Source organism: Streptomyces sp. CC228A, assembly GCF_021390935.1.
In the GTDB taxonomy this organism is placed as follows: domain Bacteria; phylum Actinomycetota; class Actinomycetes; order Streptomycetales; family Streptomycetaceae; genus Streptomyces.
Genome location: NZ_JAJPUI010000001.1, coordinates 796,327 through 813,559, shown reverse-complemented (window position 1 = coordinate 813,559; position 17,233 = coordinate 796,327). Strand labels below are relative to the sequence as shown.

The 17,233-nt window shown below is 76.6% G+C and carries 16 protein-coding genes and 2 pseudogenes; 12 read left to right on the top strand and 6 right to left on the bottom strand.

Features of this window, described 5'->3' with window-relative positions:
• The first annotated feature begins 29 nt into the window (after window positions 1–29).
• From L6E17_RS03630 to L6E17_RS03620, 3 genes are read left to right on the top strand one after another with little or no spacing between them, the layout of a single operon-like run.
• Window positions 30–764, top strand: a complete 735-nt coding sequence (locus L6E17_RS03630) for an NUDIX domain-containing protein (protein ID WP_236239291.1) — start codon at window positions 30–32, stop codon at window positions 762–764.
• Window positions 761–1,786, top strand: a complete 1,026-nt coding sequence (locus L6E17_RS03625; protein WP_236239290.1) for an ADP-ribosylglycohydrolase family protein — start codon at window positions 761–763, stop codon at window positions 1,784–1,786. Before L6E17_RS03630 ends, L6E17_RS03625 begins: the two co-directional genes overlap by 4 nt.
• Window positions 1,779–2,561, top strand: coding sequence for a DNA polymerase beta superfamily protein (locus tag L6E17_RS03620; protein ID WP_374108980.1), 783 nt, complete (start codon window positions 1,779–1,781; stop codon window positions 2,559–2,561). The genes L6E17_RS03625 and L6E17_RS03620 overlap by 8 nt, the downstream gene beginning before the upstream one ends.
• Here the strand turns inward: L6E17_RS03620 and L6E17_RS03615 are convergent.
• The 3 genes from L6E17_RS03615 to L6E17_RS03605 all read right to left on the bottom strand — a co-directional run bounded on the left by L6E17_RS03615 (window position 2,481) and on the right by L6E17_RS03605 (window position 4,125).
• Window positions 2,481–3,245 (bottom strand): DNA polymerase beta superfamily protein, encoded by a 765-nt coding sequence (locus tag L6E17_RS03615; RefSeq protein ID WP_236239288.1) that lies wholly within the window; start codon window positions 3,243–3,245, stop codon window positions 2,481–2,483. The genes L6E17_RS03620 and L6E17_RS03615 overlap by 81 nt on opposite strands.
• 34 nt (window positions 3,246–3,279) lie before the next feature.
• Complete coding sequence (locus L6E17_RS03610) at window positions 3,280–3,702, bottom strand: Rieske (2Fe-2S) protein (protein ID WP_236239287.1); 423 nt, start codon at window positions 3,700–3,702, stop codon at window positions 3,280–3,282.
• Window positions 3,703–3,801: 99 nt separating this feature from the next.
• On the bottom strand, window positions 3,802–4,125 hold the full coding sequence (locus L6E17_RS03605; RefSeq protein WP_236239286.1) for a DUF952 domain-containing protein: 324 nt from the start codon (window positions 4,123–4,125) through the stop codon (window positions 3,802–3,804).
• A gap of 65 nt (window positions 4,126–4,190) precedes the next feature.
• Between L6E17_RS03605 and aroH the strand changes: the two genes are divergently transcribed.
• The 5 genes from aroH to der all read left to right on the top strand — a co-directional run bounded on the left by aroH (window position 4,191) and on the right by der (window position 9,134).
• Window positions 4,191–4,553, top strand: coding sequence for a chorismate mutase (gene aroH, locus L6E17_RS03600; RefSeq protein ID WP_236239285.1), 363 nt, complete (start codon window positions 4,191–4,193; stop codon window positions 4,551–4,553).
• On the top strand, window positions 4,550–5,635 hold the full coding sequence (locus L6E17_RS03595) for a prephenate dehydrogenase (protein ID WP_236239284.1): 1,086 nt from the start codon (window positions 4,550–4,552) through the stop codon (window positions 5,633–5,635). Before aroH ends, L6E17_RS03595 begins: the two co-directional genes overlap by 4 nt.
• Before the next feature lie 649 nt (window positions 5,636–6,284).
• Entirely contained in the window at window positions 6,285–6,971 is a 687-nt protein-coding gene (gene cmk / locus L6E17_RS03590) for a (d)CMP kinase (RefSeq protein WP_236239283.1), read from the top strand.
• A 53-nt stretch (window positions 6,972–7,024) separates the two neighbouring features.
• A complete protein-coding gene (locus L6E17_RS03585; RefSeq protein WP_236239640.1) occupies window positions 7,025–7,612 on the top strand; it encodes a 1-acyl-sn-glycerol-3-phosphate acyltransferase in 588 nt (195 codons plus the stop codon).
• 73 nt (window positions 7,613–7,685) lie between these two features.
• Complete coding sequence (gene der / locus L6E17_RS03580; RefSeq protein WP_236239282.1) at window positions 7,686–9,134, top strand: ribosome biogenesis GTPase Der; 1,449 nt, start codon at window positions 7,686–7,688, stop codon at window positions 9,132–9,134.
• A gap of 62 nt (window positions 9,135–9,196) precedes the next feature.
• On the opposite strand, the gene L6E17_RS30860 is transcribed toward der, so the two are convergent.
• A complete protein-coding gene (locus L6E17_RS30860; RefSeq protein ID WP_308315817.1) occupies window positions 9,197–9,472 on the bottom strand; it encodes a hypothetical protein in 276 nt (91 codons plus the stop codon).
• Between the two features lie 236 nt (window positions 9,473–9,708).
• Window positions 9,709–10,518, bottom strand: coding sequence for a hypothetical protein (locus L6E17_RS03570; RefSeq protein WP_236239281.1), 810 nt, complete (start codon window positions 10,516–10,518; stop codon window positions 9,709–9,711).
• Between the two features lie 212 nt (window positions 10,519–10,730).
• On the opposite strand from L6E17_RS03570, the pseudogene L6E17_RS30855 reads away from it, so the two are divergent.
• The 3 genes and pseudogenes from L6E17_RS30855 to L6E17_RS03555 all read left to right on the top strand — a co-directional run.
• A pseudogene (locus L6E17_RS30855) lies at window positions 10,731–11,366 on the top strand (transglycosylase family protein); the annotation flags it as partial.
• A gap of 277 nt (window positions 11,367–11,643) precedes the next feature.
• On the top strand, window positions 11,644–12,441 hold the full coding sequence (locus L6E17_RS03560; protein ID WP_236239280.1) for a serine/threonine protein kinase: 798 nt from the start codon (window positions 11,644–11,646) through the stop codon (window positions 12,439–12,441).
• Window positions 12,442–12,691: 250 nt separating this feature from the next.
• A pseudogene (locus L6E17_RS03555) lies at window positions 12,692–13,381 on the top strand (protein kinase); the annotation flags it as partial.
• Between the two features lie 633 nt (window positions 13,382–14,014).
• Here the strand turns inward: L6E17_RS03555 and L6E17_RS03550 are convergent.
• A complete protein-coding gene (locus tag L6E17_RS03550; protein WP_236239639.1) occupies window positions 14,015–14,845 on the bottom strand; it encodes a M23 family metallopeptidase in 831 nt (276 codons plus the stop codon).
• A 544-nt stretch (window positions 14,846–15,389) separates the two neighbouring features.
• Between L6E17_RS03550 and L6E17_RS03545 the strand changes: the two genes are divergently transcribed.
• Window positions 15,390–16,028 (top strand): M23 family metallopeptidase, encoded by a 639-nt coding sequence (locus L6E17_RS03545; protein ID WP_236239279.1) that lies wholly within the window; start codon window positions 15,390–15,392, stop codon window positions 16,026–16,028.
• Window positions 16,029–17,233 lie beyond the last annotated feature (1,205 nt).

Here is a 17,233-nt window from a genome sequence, read left to right as displayed (position 1 = left end):
CCCGCCACCCGCACCCACGGAGCAGCCGGATGAACGCCCAGGCCCCCGACGGATACGACCCGCGCGCCTTCGCGCCGTTCGCGGTCACTGTCGACCTCGCCGTGTTCACCCTGCGCGCCGACCGGTTGCAGGTGCTGCTCGTGCGGCGCGGCGAGGAGCCGTACAAGGACCGCTGGGCACTGCCCGGCGGCTTCGTGCTGCCCCGCGAGTCCGCCGACCGGGCGGCCCGCCGCGAACTGGCCGAGGAGACCGGCCTCTCCGAGGCCACCGCGGCCCACCTCCACCTGGAGCAGCTGCGCACCTACAGCGACCCCGACCGCGACCCGCGGATGCGCGTCGTCTCCGTCGCGTACACCGCGCTCGGCCCCGACCTGCCCGAGCCGCGCGGCGGCGGTGACGCCGCCGACGCCGCCTGGCTGCCCTACGGCACCCACGGGCCGCTGGCGTTCGACCACGACGTGATCCTCGCCGACGCCCGCGACCGCGTCGGCGCCAGACTCGAGTACACCTGCCTCGCCACCGCCTTCTGCCCGCCCGAGTTCACCCTCGGCGAGCTGCGCCGCGTGTACGAGACGGTCTGGGGCGTGGAGCTCGACCGCCCCAACTTCCGGCGCAAGGTCCTCGCCACCCCCGGCTTCGTCCGGCCCGTGGAGGGGCCGCCGCGCCTCACCGGCGGCCGGGGCAAACCGGCCGCCCTCTACCGGGCGGGGGGCGCGACCGCCCTCCACCCGCCACTCCTCCGACCGGAAGGACGGGACGTATGACCACCGCCAGGACCGCCACCAAGCAGGCCGCCACCGGCTCCCTCGTCGGGCTCGCGCTCGGCGACGCGCTGGGCTTCCCGACCGAGTTCAACGACGTGCCGTCCATCCTCGCCAAGTGCGGTCCCTGGCGCGGCATGGAGCTGCCCCGGCCCGCGATCGTCACCGACGACACCCAGATGACCCTCGCCCTCGGCCGCGCCCTCCGCACCGCCCTGGGCGGCGGCCCCCTCACCCCGCAGCGGCTGGCCGGCCCCGCGCGCGAGGAGTTCGTGCGCTGGGCCCGGTCGCCCGAGAACAACCGCGCCCCCGGCCGCACCTGCCTCGCCGCCTGCGCGCTGCTGGCGGACGACGGCCGCACCTGGCAGGACGCCTCCCAGGCCGGCTCCAAGGGCTGCGGGGCCAACATGCGCGTCGCGCCCGTCGGGCTCGTCCCCGGGCTGACCGAGGAGCAGCGGGCGGGCGCCGCCCAACTGCAGGCCGCCCTCACCCACGGGCACCCCACCGCCCTCGCCGCCTCCGACCTGACGGCCCGCGCCGTGCACCTGCTGGCGCAGGGCACCGAACCGCTCGGCCTCGTCGGGCAGCTCCGGTCCTACGCGTACGAGAACCGCTCCCGCTACCACGAGACGTGGCTCGGCGACCTGTGGACCCGGTCCCACGACCCGTCGCCGCTGCACTTCGCCCGGCGCGGCTGGGACGAGTGCCTCGCCATGCTGGAGCGCCTGGAGTCCGCCCTGCGCACCGCCGACCCGGAGACCGACCCCTGCCTGCTCGCCGGCGAGGGCTGGATCGCCGAGGAGGCCCTCGCCGCGGGCCTGCTGTGCTTCCTGCTCTTCCCCGAGGAACCGGTCACCGCGCTGCGCCGGGCCGCCTGCAGCAGCGGCGACTCCGACTCGATCGCCTGCCTCGCGGGCGCGTTCGCGGGCGCCCACCTGGGCGCGGACGCCTGGCCCCGGGAGTGGGCCGACCGCGTCGAGTACCACGGCGACCTGCTCGCCCTGGGCGCGCTCTGGGATGCTTGATCCCGTGACCGCAACCATAGGGACCCTCGACCTGACCTCCGTCGTCGCCGAGCAGCCCGATCCCGTGGTGTTCGCCACCGTCTCCGGCGCCCACCTGTACGGCTTCCCGTCCCGCGACTCGGACGTGGACCTGCGCGGCGTCCACCTGCTGCCCGTGGAGGCCCTGGTCGGACTGCGGGAGCCCGAGGAGACACGCAGCCGCATGTGGACGCGGGACGGCGTCGAGATGGACCTCGTCACCCACGACCTGCGGAAGTTCGTCCGGCTGATGCTGCGCCGCAACGGCTACGTGCTGGAGCAGCTGCTGTCGCCGCTGGTGGCCCGCACGACGGACCTGCACGCCGAACTCGCCGCCCTCGCCCCGCGGGTGCTCACCCGCCACCACGCCCACCACTACCGAGGCTTCGCCCGCACCCAGTGGCGGCTGTTCGAGGCGAACGGCGAGCTGAAGCCGCTGCTCTACACGTTCCGGGTGCTGCTCACCGGCATCCACCTGATGCGCACGGGGGAGGTCCTCGCCCACCTGCCGAGCCTCCTCGACTCGGTCGACGAGGCACCCGGCCACCTGCCCGGACTCATCGCCGCCAAGGCGGACGCCGAGCACGGACCGCTCACCGGCATGACCCCCGAGCGGGCCGCCGCAGACGTGGCGGCCCTGCACGCCGTGCTCGACGCGGCGCAGGACGCCTCCGCGCTACCCGACACCCCGGCGGGGGCCCACGACGCCCTCCACGACCTCGTCGTACGGGCCCGGCTGTCCGGCCTCCAGGGCTGACCGCAGCCGCGTACGGAACAGGAAGTCCTCCACCCGGGCCCGGTCCGGCTCCGCGGGCAGCGGCGAACCCGGCAGCGCCGCCTCCGCCTCCTCCGCCAGCCGGGCCATCCGGGACTCCACCTCGGGCCAGCCGACCTCGCCCCGCTTCACCGCGAGCAGCGCCTCCCGGTCGTCGCCCACGTCGATGACCAGCTCGCCCGTGCGCAGCAGGTCACGGCAGCTCGCCAGGAGCCGCAGCAGGTGCATGGCGTGCTTCCAGCGCGGGGCGCCGTGCTGCCGCACGGCCGCGTCGAGCTTGCGGCGCTGCGCGTACGCGTACCGGGCGAAGGTCGCATGGGCCTGCCGGGACAGGAAGGCGCCGCGCAGGGCGAGCAGTTCGCGGCCGGTGCCGTCGGCGTACTCGACGAGCGGGGAGTGCAGCACCTCCAGGATGTTCGGGTTGGCCCGCAGCGCGAGCTCGCAGAAGCGCTCCAGCTCCCAGCTGAACTGCTCCGCGGCCGGCCCTTCGACGTGCGCGGGCGGCTTGGCGAACCGCCACTGCAGCGGCGTGGGGGCCAGGAACACCCCGCGGCGGTCGGTGTCGCTGTCCTCCGTGGCCAGCCCGAAGGCCCGCGACCCCATGACACAGGAGTAGACCGTGTGGTCGCGGACCAGGGCTTCCGGCGTGATCTCGTCCCAGGTCATGGGGCGAGCCTATGCGGGTGGCCGGCGCGTCCGGTCAGGCGAGCCGGATCGTGCCGTCCGAGACGCTGATCTCCCGCGGCGGCAGCGGACGCGGGGCGGGACCCGACGCCACCGAGGCGTCGGTCACCCGGAACCGGCTGGCGTGGCACGGGCAGTTGATCAGCCCGTTGGTCACCGAGCCGACCGTGCAGCCCTGGTGGGTGCAGACCGCGGAGAACGCCCTGAACTCGCCCGCCACCGGCTGGGTCACCACGACCTTCTCCTCGGCGAAGATCTTCCCGCCGCCCACCGGGATGTCGGAGGTCGCCGCCAGCTCCGTGCCGGACGGGGAGCCGTCGCCGCCCCCGCATCCGGTCGCCAGAGCGGCGGCGGGGGCCGTGACGGCGCAGACGAGGACGGTACGGCGCCGGGGCGCGGGCGGGGCGGCGGATTCGGGTACGGGAGCAGAAGCGCACATGCCCCCATCCTGGTGCGGGACCGCCGCCGCGTGGAAGCAGCCATGCCGGGGGCGCGGCCGTGTCTTCCCGCCCTGCCTGCCCGCCGCCGGCCGGGGGGCCTAACCCCACGGGTCGAGGCCCAGGGCCTCCCCGGCCGGGCCCCTGCGCACCCGGCGCACCCCGGTGACGGCGGACCGCTCGACGGGCCCGTGGACGTGCGGGTAGGGCCCCGCCCACCGCACCGGCGCCGACAGCCGCGCCTCGTCGACGCAGAGCACCAGCAGCGGGCCGGGCACGTCCCGGTAGCGGGCGTCCGCGACGGCGAGGGCCGCCGCCTCGTCGGCCGAGCAGTGCACGAAGCCCTCGGCGGCGAGGGACGGCGGACGGTAGGGGCCCGCGGGGTCCGCGGCCCACTCCGGCAGGGGGACGACGTGGAAGAGCATCCCCGCAGTGTCGCCGACTAGGCTGAACGCGACGGGACCAGGGTGGCGGAGGCAAGGAGCGGGGCGTGGCGGTACGAGCGGTCCGAGGGGCCGTACAACTGGAGCGGGACGAGGCCGAGCACATGCACGAGCAGGTCGGCGCCCTGCTCACCGCGCTGCTCGCACGCAACGGGCTCACCGCCGACGACCTGATCAGCGTCTGGTTCACCGCGACGCCCGACCTGCGCAGCGACTTCCCCGCCGTCGCGGCGCGCCGCCTCGGCCTCGTGGACGTGCCGCTGCTGTGCGCCGCCGAACTGGACGTCGCCGGCGCCATGCCCCGCGTCGTACGGGTCCTGGCGCACGTGGAGACCGATCTGCCCAAGACCGCGGTCGCGCACGTCTACCTCGGTGCCGCGGCCGCCCTGCGCAAGGACATCGCCCAGTGAGAACCGCCGTCGTCATCGGAACCGGACTGATCGGCACGTCCGTCGCGCTCGCCCTCACCGAGCGCGGCGTCGCCGTGCACCTCGTCGACCACGACCCGGCGCTGGCCAGGACCGCGGCGGCGCGCGGCGCCGGCACCGACACCCCGCCGGACGGCCGTGTCGACCTCGCCGTGGTCGCCGTGCCGCCCGCGCACGTGGCGTCCGCCCTCGCCGGCGCCATGCGCGCCGGGACCGCCCGCGGCTACCTGGACGTGGCCAGCGTGAAGGGCGGCCCCCAGCGGGAGCTGGCGGCGATGGGCCTCGACCTGTCCGCGTACATCGGCTCGCACCCCATGGCGGGCAAGGAGCAGTCCGGGCCGATGGCCGGCAGCGGCGACCTCTTCGAAGGCCGGCCGTGGGTGCTCACCCCCACCCGGGAGACGGACACCGAGGTCCTGAACCTGGCGCTCGAACTGGTCGCCCTGTGCCGGGCCGTGCCCGTCGTCATGGACGCCGACGCCCACGACCGGGCGGTGGCGCTCGTGTCCCACACTCCGCAGCTGGTGTCGTCGATGGTGGCGGCCCGCCTGGAGGACGCGGAGGAGACCGCCGTGCGGCTCTGCGGGCAGGGCATCCGCGACGTGACCCGCATCGCCGCGTCCGACCCGCGGATGTGGGTCGACATCCTGTCCGCGAACCCGGGGCCGGTCGCGGACGTGCTGTCCGCGCTCGCCGCCGACCTGGACGAGACGGTACGGGCGCTGCGCGCCCTGGAGGCGGCCGACGAGGACAAGCGCCGCCAGGGCGTGACCGGCGTCGAGGACGTCCTGCGCCGGGGCAACAGCGGCCGGGCGCGCGTGCCCGGCAAGCACGGCACGGCTCCCGCGGCGTACGAGACGGTCGCGGTGCTCATCAGCGACCAGCCGGGGGAGCTGGCCCGGATCTTCGCGGACGCGGGCCGGGCGGGCGTCAACATCGAGGACGTGCGCATCGAGCACGCCACGGGCCAGCAGGCCGGCGTGGTGCAGCTCATGGTCGCCCCGCCGGCGGCGCCCGCGCTGTCCGCGGCCCTGCGGGAGCGGGGCTGGGCCCTGCGCCAGTAGGACGCGGCCCCGCCGGTACGAGCCGCCGCGCGCCCGCGGCCCCGCCGGCGTGGTGCAGCTCATGGTCGCCCCGCCGGCGGCGCCCGCGCTGTCCGCGGCCCTGCGGGAGCGGGGCTGGGCCCTGCGCCAGTAGGACGCGGCCCCGCCGGTACGAGCCGCCGCGCGCCCGCGGCCCCGCCGGAACGCGGGCACGCCGGCAGGGGCGGGCCGGTGCGGTTCCAGGGCGGGGCGGCGGTGCGCACCCGGCGGCGGGGCCCAGGCCGGGTGCGGGCGGGGCAGCGGGAACCGGAGCTGGGCGGCCGCAGGCGGTACGGGCCAGGGCCGGGCGGCCCCGAGCGGTGCAGTCCCGGCCGGTGCGGCCCGGGAGGGTGTGGCCGCAGGCGGCGCCCCCAAGCCGGTGCGCCCCCGGCCGGTGCGCCCCGGGACCGCCAGGGTGCCGCGGGCGAGTGGTGCCGCGGGGTGTGCCCCGCCACGCGCCGCCCGCCGTGCCCGCCCGCCACGCGCCGCCCGCCACACGCCGCCCGCCGTGCCCGCCCGCCGGGCGGCGGCCGGGCCCGGCGGCCCGTGGCGGAAGGGGGGTGCGGGCACTCGGTAACCTTGTGGCGGGTGCCCGGCAACCGGCCGACCCGTCTCCCGCTTCACCAGGAAGGTGTCCGACACCGTGGAATCCGTGATCGTCGCCATCGATGGCCCCTCCGGCACGGGCAAGTCGAGCACCTCCAAGGCCGTGGCCGCCAAGCTGGGGCTGAGCTACCTGGACACCGGCGCGCAGTACCGCGCGATCACCTGGTGGATGATCACCAACGGGATCGACACCGCCGACCCGGCCGCCGTCGCCGACGCCGCGGGGAAGCCCGCCATCGTCTCCGGCACCGACCCGTCCCACCCGACCATCACCGTCGACGGCGTGGACGCCTCAGGCCCGATCCGCACCCCCGAGGTCACCGCCAAGGTCAGCGCGGTCAGCGCGGTCCCGGAGATCCGCACCCGGATCACCGAGCTGCAGCGCTCCATCGCGGCCGCGGCCCCGCAGGGCATCGTCGTGGAGGGCCGCGACATCGGCACGACCGTCCTCCCCGACGCCGACCTGAAGATCTTCCTCACCGCCTCCCCGGAGGCCCGCGCCGCCCGCCGCGCCGGTGAGCTGAAGGGCGCCGACGTCTCCGCCACCAAGGAAGCCCTCATCAAGCGGGACGCCGCCGACTCCACCCGCAAGACCTCCCCGCTGGCCAAGGCCGGCGACGCCGTCGAGGTCGACACCACCGAGCTGACGCTCCAGCAGGTCGTCGAGTGCGTCGTCACCCTCGTGGAGGAGAAGCGGACGGCCGCCCGGTGACCCCGCCGTCCGCGAAGGGGGCCGCCACCGGACGGCGCATCGGCATCGGCCTGATGTACGGCCTGTGGAAGCCGCGCGTCCTGGGGGCCTGGCGCGTCCCGGCCGCCGGCCCCGTCATCTTCGCCGTCAACCACGCCCACAACCTCGACGGCCCCATGCTGATGGGCACCGCGCCGCGCCCCGTGCACTTCCTGATCAAGCAGGAGGCGTTCGTCGGACCGCTCGGCCGGTTCCTGGAGGGCATCGGCCAGATCAAGGTGGACCGCTCCGCGGCCGACCGCACCGCGATCACCGGCGCCCTCGACGTCCTGGCGGCAGGAGGCGCCCTCGGGATCTTCCCCGAGGGCACCCGGGGAGAGGGCGACTTCGCCTCGCTCCGCGCGGGCCTCGCCTACTTCGCCGTACGGTCCGGGGCGCCGATCGTCCCCGTGGCCGTCCTGGGGAGCAGCGAACGGCAGGGACGGCTGGTCAAGGCGCTGCCGCCGCTGCGCGGCCGGGTCGACGTCGTCTTCGGCGACGCCTTCCAGGCCGCCGACGGAAGCGGCCGGCGCACCCGCAAGGCGCTCGACGAGGCCACCGTACGCATCCAGGAGCGGCTCGCCGCCCATCTGGAAAACGCCAGGCGCCTCACCGGGCGCTGAGCGACACTCACAGTAGTGGGCCCGCCCGCACGGGGGCCCACCGACCACCACGAACGCACGAGGAACGGACTTCATGAACGACCAGCACGACCACGGGGCACTTGGCGACGCCGAGTACACGGAGTTCATGGAGCTCGCCGCCGAAGAGGGCTTCGACATCGAGGAGGTCGAGGGCGCGATCGAGGAGGCCGGCCACGGCCCGCTCCCCGTCCTCGCCGTCGTCGGCCGCCCGAACGTCGGCAAGTCGACCCTGGTGAACCGCATCATCGGCCGCCGCGAGGCGGTCGTCGAGGACCGCCCCGGCGTCACCCGCGACCGCGTCACGTACGAGGCCGAGTGGGCCGGGCGCCGCTTCAAGGTCGTCGACACCGGCGGCTGGGAGCAGGACGTCCTGGGCATCGACGCCTCCGTCGCCGCCCAGGCCGAGTACGCCATCGAGGCCGCCGACGCGGTCGTCTTCGTCGTCGACGCGACCGTCGGCCCCACCGACACCGACGAGGCGGTCGTCAAGCTGCTCCGCCGCGCCGGGAAGCCCGTCGTCCTCGCGGCCAACAAGGTGGACGGCCCGTCGGGCGAGGCCGACGCCGCCATGCTGTGGTCCCTGGGCCTCGGCGAGCCGTTCCCCGTGTCCGCCCTGCACGGCCGCGGTACCGGCGACCTGCTCGACGAGGTGCTGAAGGCCCTGCCGGAGGCGCCCGCCCAGACCTTCGGCTCGGCGCCCGGCGGCCCGCGCCGCATCGCGCTGATCGGCCGGCCCAACGTCGGCAAGTCGTCGCTGCTGAACAAGCTCGCCGGCGAGGAGCGCGTCGTCGTCAACGAGCTCGCCGGCACCACCCGCGACCCCGTCGACGAGCTCATCGAACTCGGCGGCACCACGTGGAAGTTCGTCGACACGGCCGGCATCCGCAAGCGCGTCCACCTCCAGGAGGGCGCCGACTACTACGCCTCGCTGCGGACGGCGGCCGCCGTCGAGAAGGCCGAGGTCGCCGTCGTCCTCATCGACACGTCCGAGTCGATCAGCGTCCAGGACCAGCGCATCATCACCATGGCCGTCGAGGCCGGGCGCGCCCTGGTCATCGCGTACAACAAGTGGGACGACATCGACGAGGAGCGCCGCTACTACCTGGAGCGCGAGATCGAGACGGAGATGCAGCAGGTCGCCTGGGCGCCCCGGGTGAACGTCTCCGCCCGCACCGGCCGCCACCTGGACAAGCTCGTCCCGGCGATCGAGACCGCCCTCGCGGGCTGGGAGACCCGGGTCCCGACCGGGCGCCTGAACGCCTTCCTCGGCGAGCTGGTCTCCGCCCACCCGCACCCGATCCGCGGCGGCAAGCAGCCGCGCATCCTGTTCGGCACGCAGGCCGGCACCAAGCCGCCCCGGTTCGTGCTGTTCTCGTCCGGCTTCCTGGAGCACGGCTACCGCCGGTTCGTGGAGCGGCGGCTGCGCGAGGAGTTCGGCTTCGAAGGCACCCCGATCCACATCTCGGTGCGCGTCCGCGAGAAGCGCGGCAAGAAGAAGTAGGGGTCCGCGGCCCATGCGGAAGGGGCCGGGGTGAGGAGGTCCTCACCCCGGCCCCTTCCGCGTCACAGCCCTCTGCGCGGTGCCGGCGGCAGCGCCGCGTAGCCGCCGTACGGGGCGGGATGCCCGTGCCCGTACGGGGGGAGCCCCGAGGTGCCGCTGTGGCGCGGCACCAGCGAGGCGAAGCCCCGGAAGCGCAGGTCCTCCTCGTCGCTGCGGTCGCCCGGCAGCGCCCGGAAGGACCGGCGGTACTCGGAGTACAGCGCGTCGTAGATCGGCGTCGCCGAGAACCCCGGGGAGCCGCTCGGCGCGCCGGACCCCGGCTGCGCCGCCGGGCGCATGGCCGGAATGTGCTGGTACGGCTGGCGGGACGGCTCGTATGAGTGCTGCACGTAGGTGCCAACGACCCCGGTCCCCGTCGGATGCGGCTCGCACGGGGATCCGTACGGCGATCCGGACGGGGACCCGTGGGGGGATCCGTACACGGATCCGTACGCCCCGGACGGGGCCCCGTACGCCGTGTACGGGGCCCCGGCCGGGGCGACGGCGGGCCGTATGGCGGGGCGCAGCCCGTCCATCAGGAGGTTCCGGCCAGCGGCATGGCCGCGGCGACCAGCCGTCCGTTGGCGGCGGCCTTCTCCAGCGCGTCGCGCAGCAGGTCCTCACGCGGCTGCTGGCCGATGGAGCCCACGGGCGCCGCGAACACCAGGACCGTGTGCGACTTGTTCGCCGCGGCCCGCCAGCCCTCGGTGACCTGGAGCGGCTGGTGCGCCTGCCACCACGCGACCGGGCTCCCCCCGGCGCTGCCGGGCTGGAGGATCGCGTGGAGCTGCCCCATGGCCAGCAGCACCGACCAGCCGGCGAGCCCGGCCGGCTTCTGGTTCAGGTCGGACACCGGCACGAAGCCCTGCTCGATCAGGAGCGGCAGGAACTCGTCACCCGTCCCCGCGGAGCCCGGGCGGGCGATCGGCACGGTCGGCTCCACGACGAGCGCCGGGTGCAGCTCGCCGTCGAGGAGCACCAGGCCGCTGGTCACCCCGAGGACCGCCTGCTCGGCGCCGTCGGGGAACTGCGCCGGGGCGGGGGCGCCGGCGGGCGCCGGCGGCTGCGCGTCGCCGGTGATGGAGCGGACCGCCCCCTGCAGCTGCTCCTCGGAGACCCGGACGACCTGGGAGGGGATGCAGGTGGCGTGGGCGAAGGCGAGGACGGCGGTCTCCTCGCCGACGAACAGCACGGTGCTGGTGCGTTCCTGCTCGGAGTCGCCCGGGGTGCGGCAGGAAGTGCAGTCGTAGCTGCCCGGGGCGTTCTCGCCGGCGAGCAGCCGGTCGGCTTCTTCGTCACCGATCTCGGCGCGTACGTCCTCGCTGACGTCGAGCATGCGCGGCACGGGTGGCTCCTCGGACTCGTTGGTGCGTGCGGTGGCGCGCCGGGCCGGTCCCGGCACGCCTCATGCCGGTTCAACGGGCAAGCCGCGGCCGGGGTCACGCGCCCGGGGGAACCGAATGGGGCTGCACCGGTCGGGTGGTGCGGGCGGGGTGCGGGCGCGGCACGCCGCCCGGCCTGGCGGGCCGGGCCGGGCCGGGCGCCTAGCGTGGGCCGATGCCGCACGTGCCGTCGCCGCTGCCGCTGCTGGGCGCGCTGCTCGCCGCCGCGCTGCTGGCCTGCCCCGCCGCCGCACCACCGCGAGCCCACACGCCGCAGGCCGGCGCGGCGCGGGCCGCCCCGCCGCCGGCGCCCGGGCCCGAGCGGAACCACGGCCACCCCCACTTCCTGGTCGGCACGGGCACGCACCGGGACTGCCCGGACGACTGGCCCTGGGGGTGCGTCGCCCTCTGCGAGAGCAGCGGCCGCTGGGACGCCGACACCGGCAACGGCTACTTCGGCGGCCTCCAGTTCCGGCAGTCCACGTGGGAGGCGTACGGCGGCCTCGACCACGCCCCCCGCGCCCATCTGGCCACGCGGGAGGAGCAGATCGCGGTGGCGCAGGAGGTGCTGCGGTGGCAGGGCTGGCGGGCCTGGCCCGAGTGCTCCGAGAGGTACGGGCTGTCGGGCCGCCACCACACCGTGCGGCCGGGCGACACCCTCAGCTCGGTCGCCCGGCGCTTCGGGGTGCGGGGCGGCGCGGCAGCCCTGTACGAGGCGAACCGCGAGGTGCTGGGCGACGACCCGGACCGGCTGCGGCCCGGGATGCTGCTCCGCCTCCCCGAGCCGGGCGGGGGCGGTCAGGGCACCGGCGCGACCGCGTCGCCGGAACCGCCGGCGCCGCCGGCGCCGTCCGTGTCCCCGGAGTCCCCGGAGTCCCCGGAGTCCCCGGAGTCCGAGTCCCCGGAGTCCTCAGGGCCGCCGGAGCCGTCCGCGTCCCCTGGCGGAGCCGGCGGTTCCGCCACCGTGGAGAGTGGTGGTGCGGCTGCTGCAACCACACGGCGCCCCGCGGACTGATATGAGGTGGGGGCGTACGACGCGGCGCCGGGCTGACCACCTCCGCGCGCGTCCCGAAAGAGACGGAGGACACATGAGCGGCGTGGTGATCCACGTACCGTCCGGGGGAGGCGCAGGGCACCCGGGCGCGGGGGGCGGGAACGTGACGCTGCGGCTGGGGCCGGGGCAGGTGGCCCGGTTCGGCCGCGGCGGGTGCACGGGGGACGGCGACGGGGTGGACCTGCGGTTCGACGACCCGGCCGTGTCGCGGCTCGCCGGGGAGATCCGGGCGACCGACGACCACTGGCAACTCACCAACCACAGCACCACCCACGGCTACCTCGTCGAGAACCCGGAGGGCGCCGGGGAGTACCTGCGGGTGCCGCCGCGGCGCGTGGGCGCGCCGATCCCGTTCGAGTTCGCGCGGGTGGTGCTGCCCGCCCGCGGACCCGCGGTGGCCTTCCAGGTGTTCGCCCCCGACCACGTGTACCTCGACGCGGGCGGCCCGGGGGGCGGCGGCCCGGGCACGCGGACGCTCACCGCGTACTCGCTGGACGAGACGGCGGCCTACTTCCTGGTGCTCGTCGCCCTGTGCGAACCGCGGCTGCGGGACGAGTCCTCGGTCGCCGTGCCGACCACCCCGCAGATCGTGGAGCGGCTCAGGGACCATCCGGTGCACGGCGGCCTGACCGCCCGCGCGGTCACCGCCCACCTGGACTACCTCGCCGAGGAGAAGCTGCGGGTCCGCCTCCCGGACGCGGCGGCACGCCGCACCGGGAAGCGGGAGGCCGTGGCAGGGGTGGCGCTGCGCTTCGGCCTGGTGCGGGAGGACCACCTGCCGCTGCTGCCCGCCCGCCACCGGGGGCACCTCCTGCCGGGGGTGGCGGGATGACGCCGGGCGGCCCGGCGGGGGCGGTCCCGCGCGGCTACCGCGTGGCCGGCTGGGAGGTCACGGAACTCCTGGGCCAGGGCGGTTGGGGCACGGTGTACGCGGCACGGGCCGTCGACCCCGCCGGGGGCCGCGCACCGGCGGACGTGCCGGACGGCGGGGCGGCGGCGGGGCGGCCGGCCGGCGGACGGACGGGCCGGGCACGGCGGCACGGGGCCGACCCGGCAGGACGGCCCCGCGCGCGCCCGACGGGGTGGCGCGGGGCGGGCCGGAGCAGCCGTCGGACGGCGGGCGGGACGAGGTCGCGCTGAAGTTCCTCCCGACGGCCGGACTCGCGCCCCGCCAGGCGCGGGACCTGGTGGACAGCGCGCGCCGCGAGGCCGAGCTGGGGCGGCTGGTGCGCCACCCGAGGCTGGTGCGGATGCTGGACTCCGTCGTCGTCCACGACCCCGGACGCCCCGAGCTCGACGGCGCCGTGGTGCTGGTCATGGAGCGGGAGGCGGCCAGCCTCGCCGAGGTCCTGCCGCACGAGCGGACGGAGGAGGAGGCGGCGCGGCTGCTGGCCGAGGTCTGCGAGGGGCTCGCCCAGCTGCACTCCATGGGCTGGGTGCACGGCGACCTCAAGCCCGGCAACGTCCTCATCACCCGCGGCGGTTCGGCACGGCTGTCCGACTTCGGCCTCGCGGTGGAGCTGGACGGCACCCACGGCTACACCGCGCCGGTCGGCACGCCCGACTGCCTGCCGCCGGAGCGGTGGCGGGCGCCGCTCGCCGAACGCGGCATCCGGGTGCGGCCGACCGCGGACGTGTGGGCCTTCGGCATCCTGGTGCACCAGGTGTTCACCGGCGGGGCCTCGCCCTTCCCCGGCGCGACGCCCGCGGCGCGGGCGGCGGCCGTGCAGGAGTACGCCGAAGGCCGGGCCGCCCTGCGGCTCGACCCGGCCGTGCCGCCGTTCTGGCGGGAGCTGGCCGCCGACTGCCTCGCCCCGACGCACGAAGCGCGCCGGGCGCACCCGGCCGACGCGCTGCTGGCCCGCATCCGGGCGGAGGAGGCGCGCCGCCCCCGCCCCGCGGCGCGCTCCCGGCGGCGGGCGCTCGCGGCGGCGGCGCGGGGGCCTTCGCGGTGTGCGGCGCCCTGGGCGGCTGGCTCGCGTACGGCCAGGACGGGGCCTCGGAGCGGGGTGGCGGCGGCGCCCCGGCCGCCCCGCCGTCCGCCGCGCCCGCTTCCGTACGGGTGTACAACGCCGAGGCGCACTGCCGGGGCCGCACCGACCGGGACCGCCTGTGCAGCCTCGGCCTGGCCATCGACCCGGCGAAGGCGTACACGCTCGACAACGTCGTGCCGACCCGCGTGTGGCACGGGGACGTGCTGGCCGCGTCGTGCCGGTTCCCGCAGGGGGAGTCGATCACCGACGAGGCGGGGGCCCGCTCGGTGGCCTGGTACCGGGTGCGGCTCCCGGCCGGCGGGGGCGAAGCGTGGCTGCCGCCGTGCGGACCAAGGACCGGCCCGCCGTCCCGGACTGCCCGCCGGACACGCGCGCCGCGACCGCCCGGCGCTGAACCGTGCCGGCGGGCCGTCAGCAGAGCGGGATGTCGCGGCCGTCGTTGTCCTTCGCCTCGTCGTCGCCCCACCGCTTGAGGTAGTACGCGGAGACGTACGCCCGGCCCTTGCCGCCCGGGGCGACCCGGTCGAGGTCGGTCAGCAGCCACCAGTGGTTGTGGTCGGAGCCGACCCGGACCTCGTCGCCCCACTTCTTGCACAGCACGTAGTGGGTGCCCTTCAGCAGGGTGCCCTGCGGGGCGCACTCGGGGCGGGAGTCGCCCACGCAGTCGGCGGACGCGTAGCCCGTCGCGTCGGCGAAGGTGTCCACCCAGTACTTCCCCGGAGCCGGGTTCCCGCCGCCTCCGCAGGCGTTGGTGCTGGTGACGCGGGGGAAGGCGCTGTCAGGCGAGAGCCGGTACTCGGTGCCCTGGATGACCGGGTGCACCATCTCGTCCGTCTCACCGTCGTTGTCGCCGTTGCGGTCGTACAACTGCTCGTAGTGGAGGTGGGCGGCGGTCGTGCCCTTCAGGCCGAGGCGGCCCAGGGGCGCGCCGGAGGCGACCCGCTGGCCGAGGCGCACGTCGATGCGGTCCATGTGCAGGTAGACGGTGAACCAGCCGCCGCCGTGGTTGATCTCCAGGCCGCCGGGCTCGAAGAACTCGGTGACCGTGCCGGCCGCCGACGCCACCACAGTGGCTCCCAGGGTGGCGCCGCCGACCCGGTACATGTCGAGTTTCTTGTCGTCGGGCGCATGGCCCCGGTACGTCTGGAGCTGCCAGGTCTGTCCGCACGGGAACGGCAGCCGGAAGTCCGGCCGTGCCGCGGCCGCGGAAGGGGCCGCGGCGGCGGGGGCGGCGGCCGGCAGGAGGAGTCCCGCGAGCGCGGCGAGGAAGGCGAGGACGGCGGTGGCGACGGGCCTGCGGGCACGTGCGCCGCCGCCCGCGGGCGGCAGGGCGCCGGGCCGGGCCGGTGCCTGGGTACGGGCCTGGGGTCGGTGTTCCACGTGGGTTCGCTCCCGGAGGGTGGACGGCAGGGCAGGCGGGCCCGGCTGCGCGGGCCCGCCGTACCGGCCATCCCTATCGCGGGCGGCCCGGGGGCGTCCCTCCGTAACGTTACGGATGCCCGGGGCCGCTCCCGCCCCGATACGTTCCGGACCACCGCCCGACGAGGCGGTGCCGCCGGGGCGACCCGGCGGCGGCACCGACCCACCGGAGAGGGAGCACTCGTGCGTCTTCGTCTGTCCCGCAACGGGCTTCGCGCCGCCTCACGGCGTCCGCGGCCCTGCTGATGCCGCTCGTCGCCGCGGCGCCCGGCCAGACCGCCCCCGCCGCGCTGCGCAGGCCGGCACCGCGGCGGCCGCGCCCACGGCCGCGGCCGCCGCCACCGGCGCCTGCCCCGCCGCGGGCCGGGTGACCCAGGGCTACAGCGGCAGCCATGACGGCGTGGACATCGCCAACGCCAAGGGCACGCCGATCTACGCGGTGGCCGCGGGCGAGGTCATCAACTCCGGCCCCGCGCAGGGCTACGGGCAGTGGATCCGGATCCGCCACGGGGACGGGACGGTCACCGAGTACGGGCACATGTACCACCGGGACGTCGCCGTCGGGCAGCGCGTGGCGGCCGGGCAGCGCATCGCGCTCATGGGCTCGGAGGGCGACTCGACCGGCGTGCACCTGCACCTGCGGGTCCGCACGTCGACGTCCACGGCGGTCCGCGGCATCGACCCCGTGCCGTACCTGCGGGACCGGGGAGTCGGCCTGCCGTGCACCCCCGGGAGCGGCGGGGGCGGCGGGGGCGGCACGAGCGTGACGGCCTGGACCACCGCCAACGTCCGCTCCTGCGCCTCCACGTCCTGCGACGTCGTCAGCTCCGTGCACGCGAACCAGTCGTACCCGGCGAACTGCTGGACGAAGGGCCAACTCGTCAACGCCGAGGGCTACTCCAACGACAAGTGGGTGCAGCTCCCGCTGCGGGCCGGCGGCGTCGGCTACGTCAGCGCGATCTTCCTCAAGGGCGACGAGACCGGCGGCGTCAGCCGCCCCTGCTGACGGGACGGGACGCACCGTGAACGGCAGCACGACCCGCGCCGGCGCACGGTACGCGGCCCTGGCGCTCCTCGCGCTGGCAGCGGCCGGGTGCGCCGGCCCCCGGGGCCCCGCCGCCCCACCGGCGGCGACGGCCCCGGGCCCGCCCCCGGCCGCCGCGCCCCGCACGCCACCGCCCGCAGTGCCGACGCCGACGCGGCAGGAGCAGGAGCGGCTCCACCTCGCCGAGCAGCGGCTGGTCGCGGCGTGCATGCGCGGGCAGGGCTTCACGTACACCGCGACCCCGCTCGGCGGCACCGGCGACGCACCGCCGGCCGACCCGTACGGCAGCGGCGACGAGGCGCGGGCCCGCGCGGAGGGCTACGGGTTCGCCGCCTTCCGGGCCCGGGACGCGGCCGAGCGCCGCGCCGAGGAACGCGCGCGGCGCGGCGACCCCAACAACCGGTACGCGGCGTCCCTGCCGCCGGACCGGCGCGAGGCCTACGACACCGCGCTGCTCGGCACCCGGCGGGACGCCGTCACGATCCGGCTGCCGGACCTCGGCACGCTGTTCACCAGCGCGGACGGCTGCCTCTCCGAGGCACGGGGAGCCCTCTACGGCGATCTGCGCACATGGACGCGGGCCAAGGCGGTCGTGTCCCATCTGCGCACCCTCACAGCCGCGGAGCGGGAGCGCGATCCGCGCTGGACCCGGGCACTGGACGCCTGGCGGTCCTGCATGCGGAAGGCCGGTTTCCGGTACGGCACCCCGGCCGAGGCGCGGCTGGGCGTACGGGACGCGGGCGCGGACGAGGAGCGCCGCACGGCGGTCGCGGACGCGCGCTGCAACCGCGCCGCGGGGCTGGCGCAAGCGGGCGCCCGGACCGAGGAGGACCACATCAGGGCGGCGGTCGCGGGCCGCTTCCGCGAGGAGGCGGCCTTCTACACCCGGGCGGTCGCCCGTGCGCTGGAGGGCCGGCGCGCCCCGCCCGGAGCTGACCGCGCCCGAGCTGCGGGACGGCGACCGCGCGGCCGTCAGCCGCGGGCCCGCCGATGCGCCCGTCCGCCGGCCGCGCGGCCCGGCGGACCTCCCGCCGCGCCCCCGCTCCCCCTCCGGCCCCGCCCAGCGACCCGCCGATCCACCTCCCAACCATTTACCGACGAACCGATCCACCGATCCACCGATCCACTCGCCCACCGGCCCACCGGCCCACCGGCCCACCGATCCA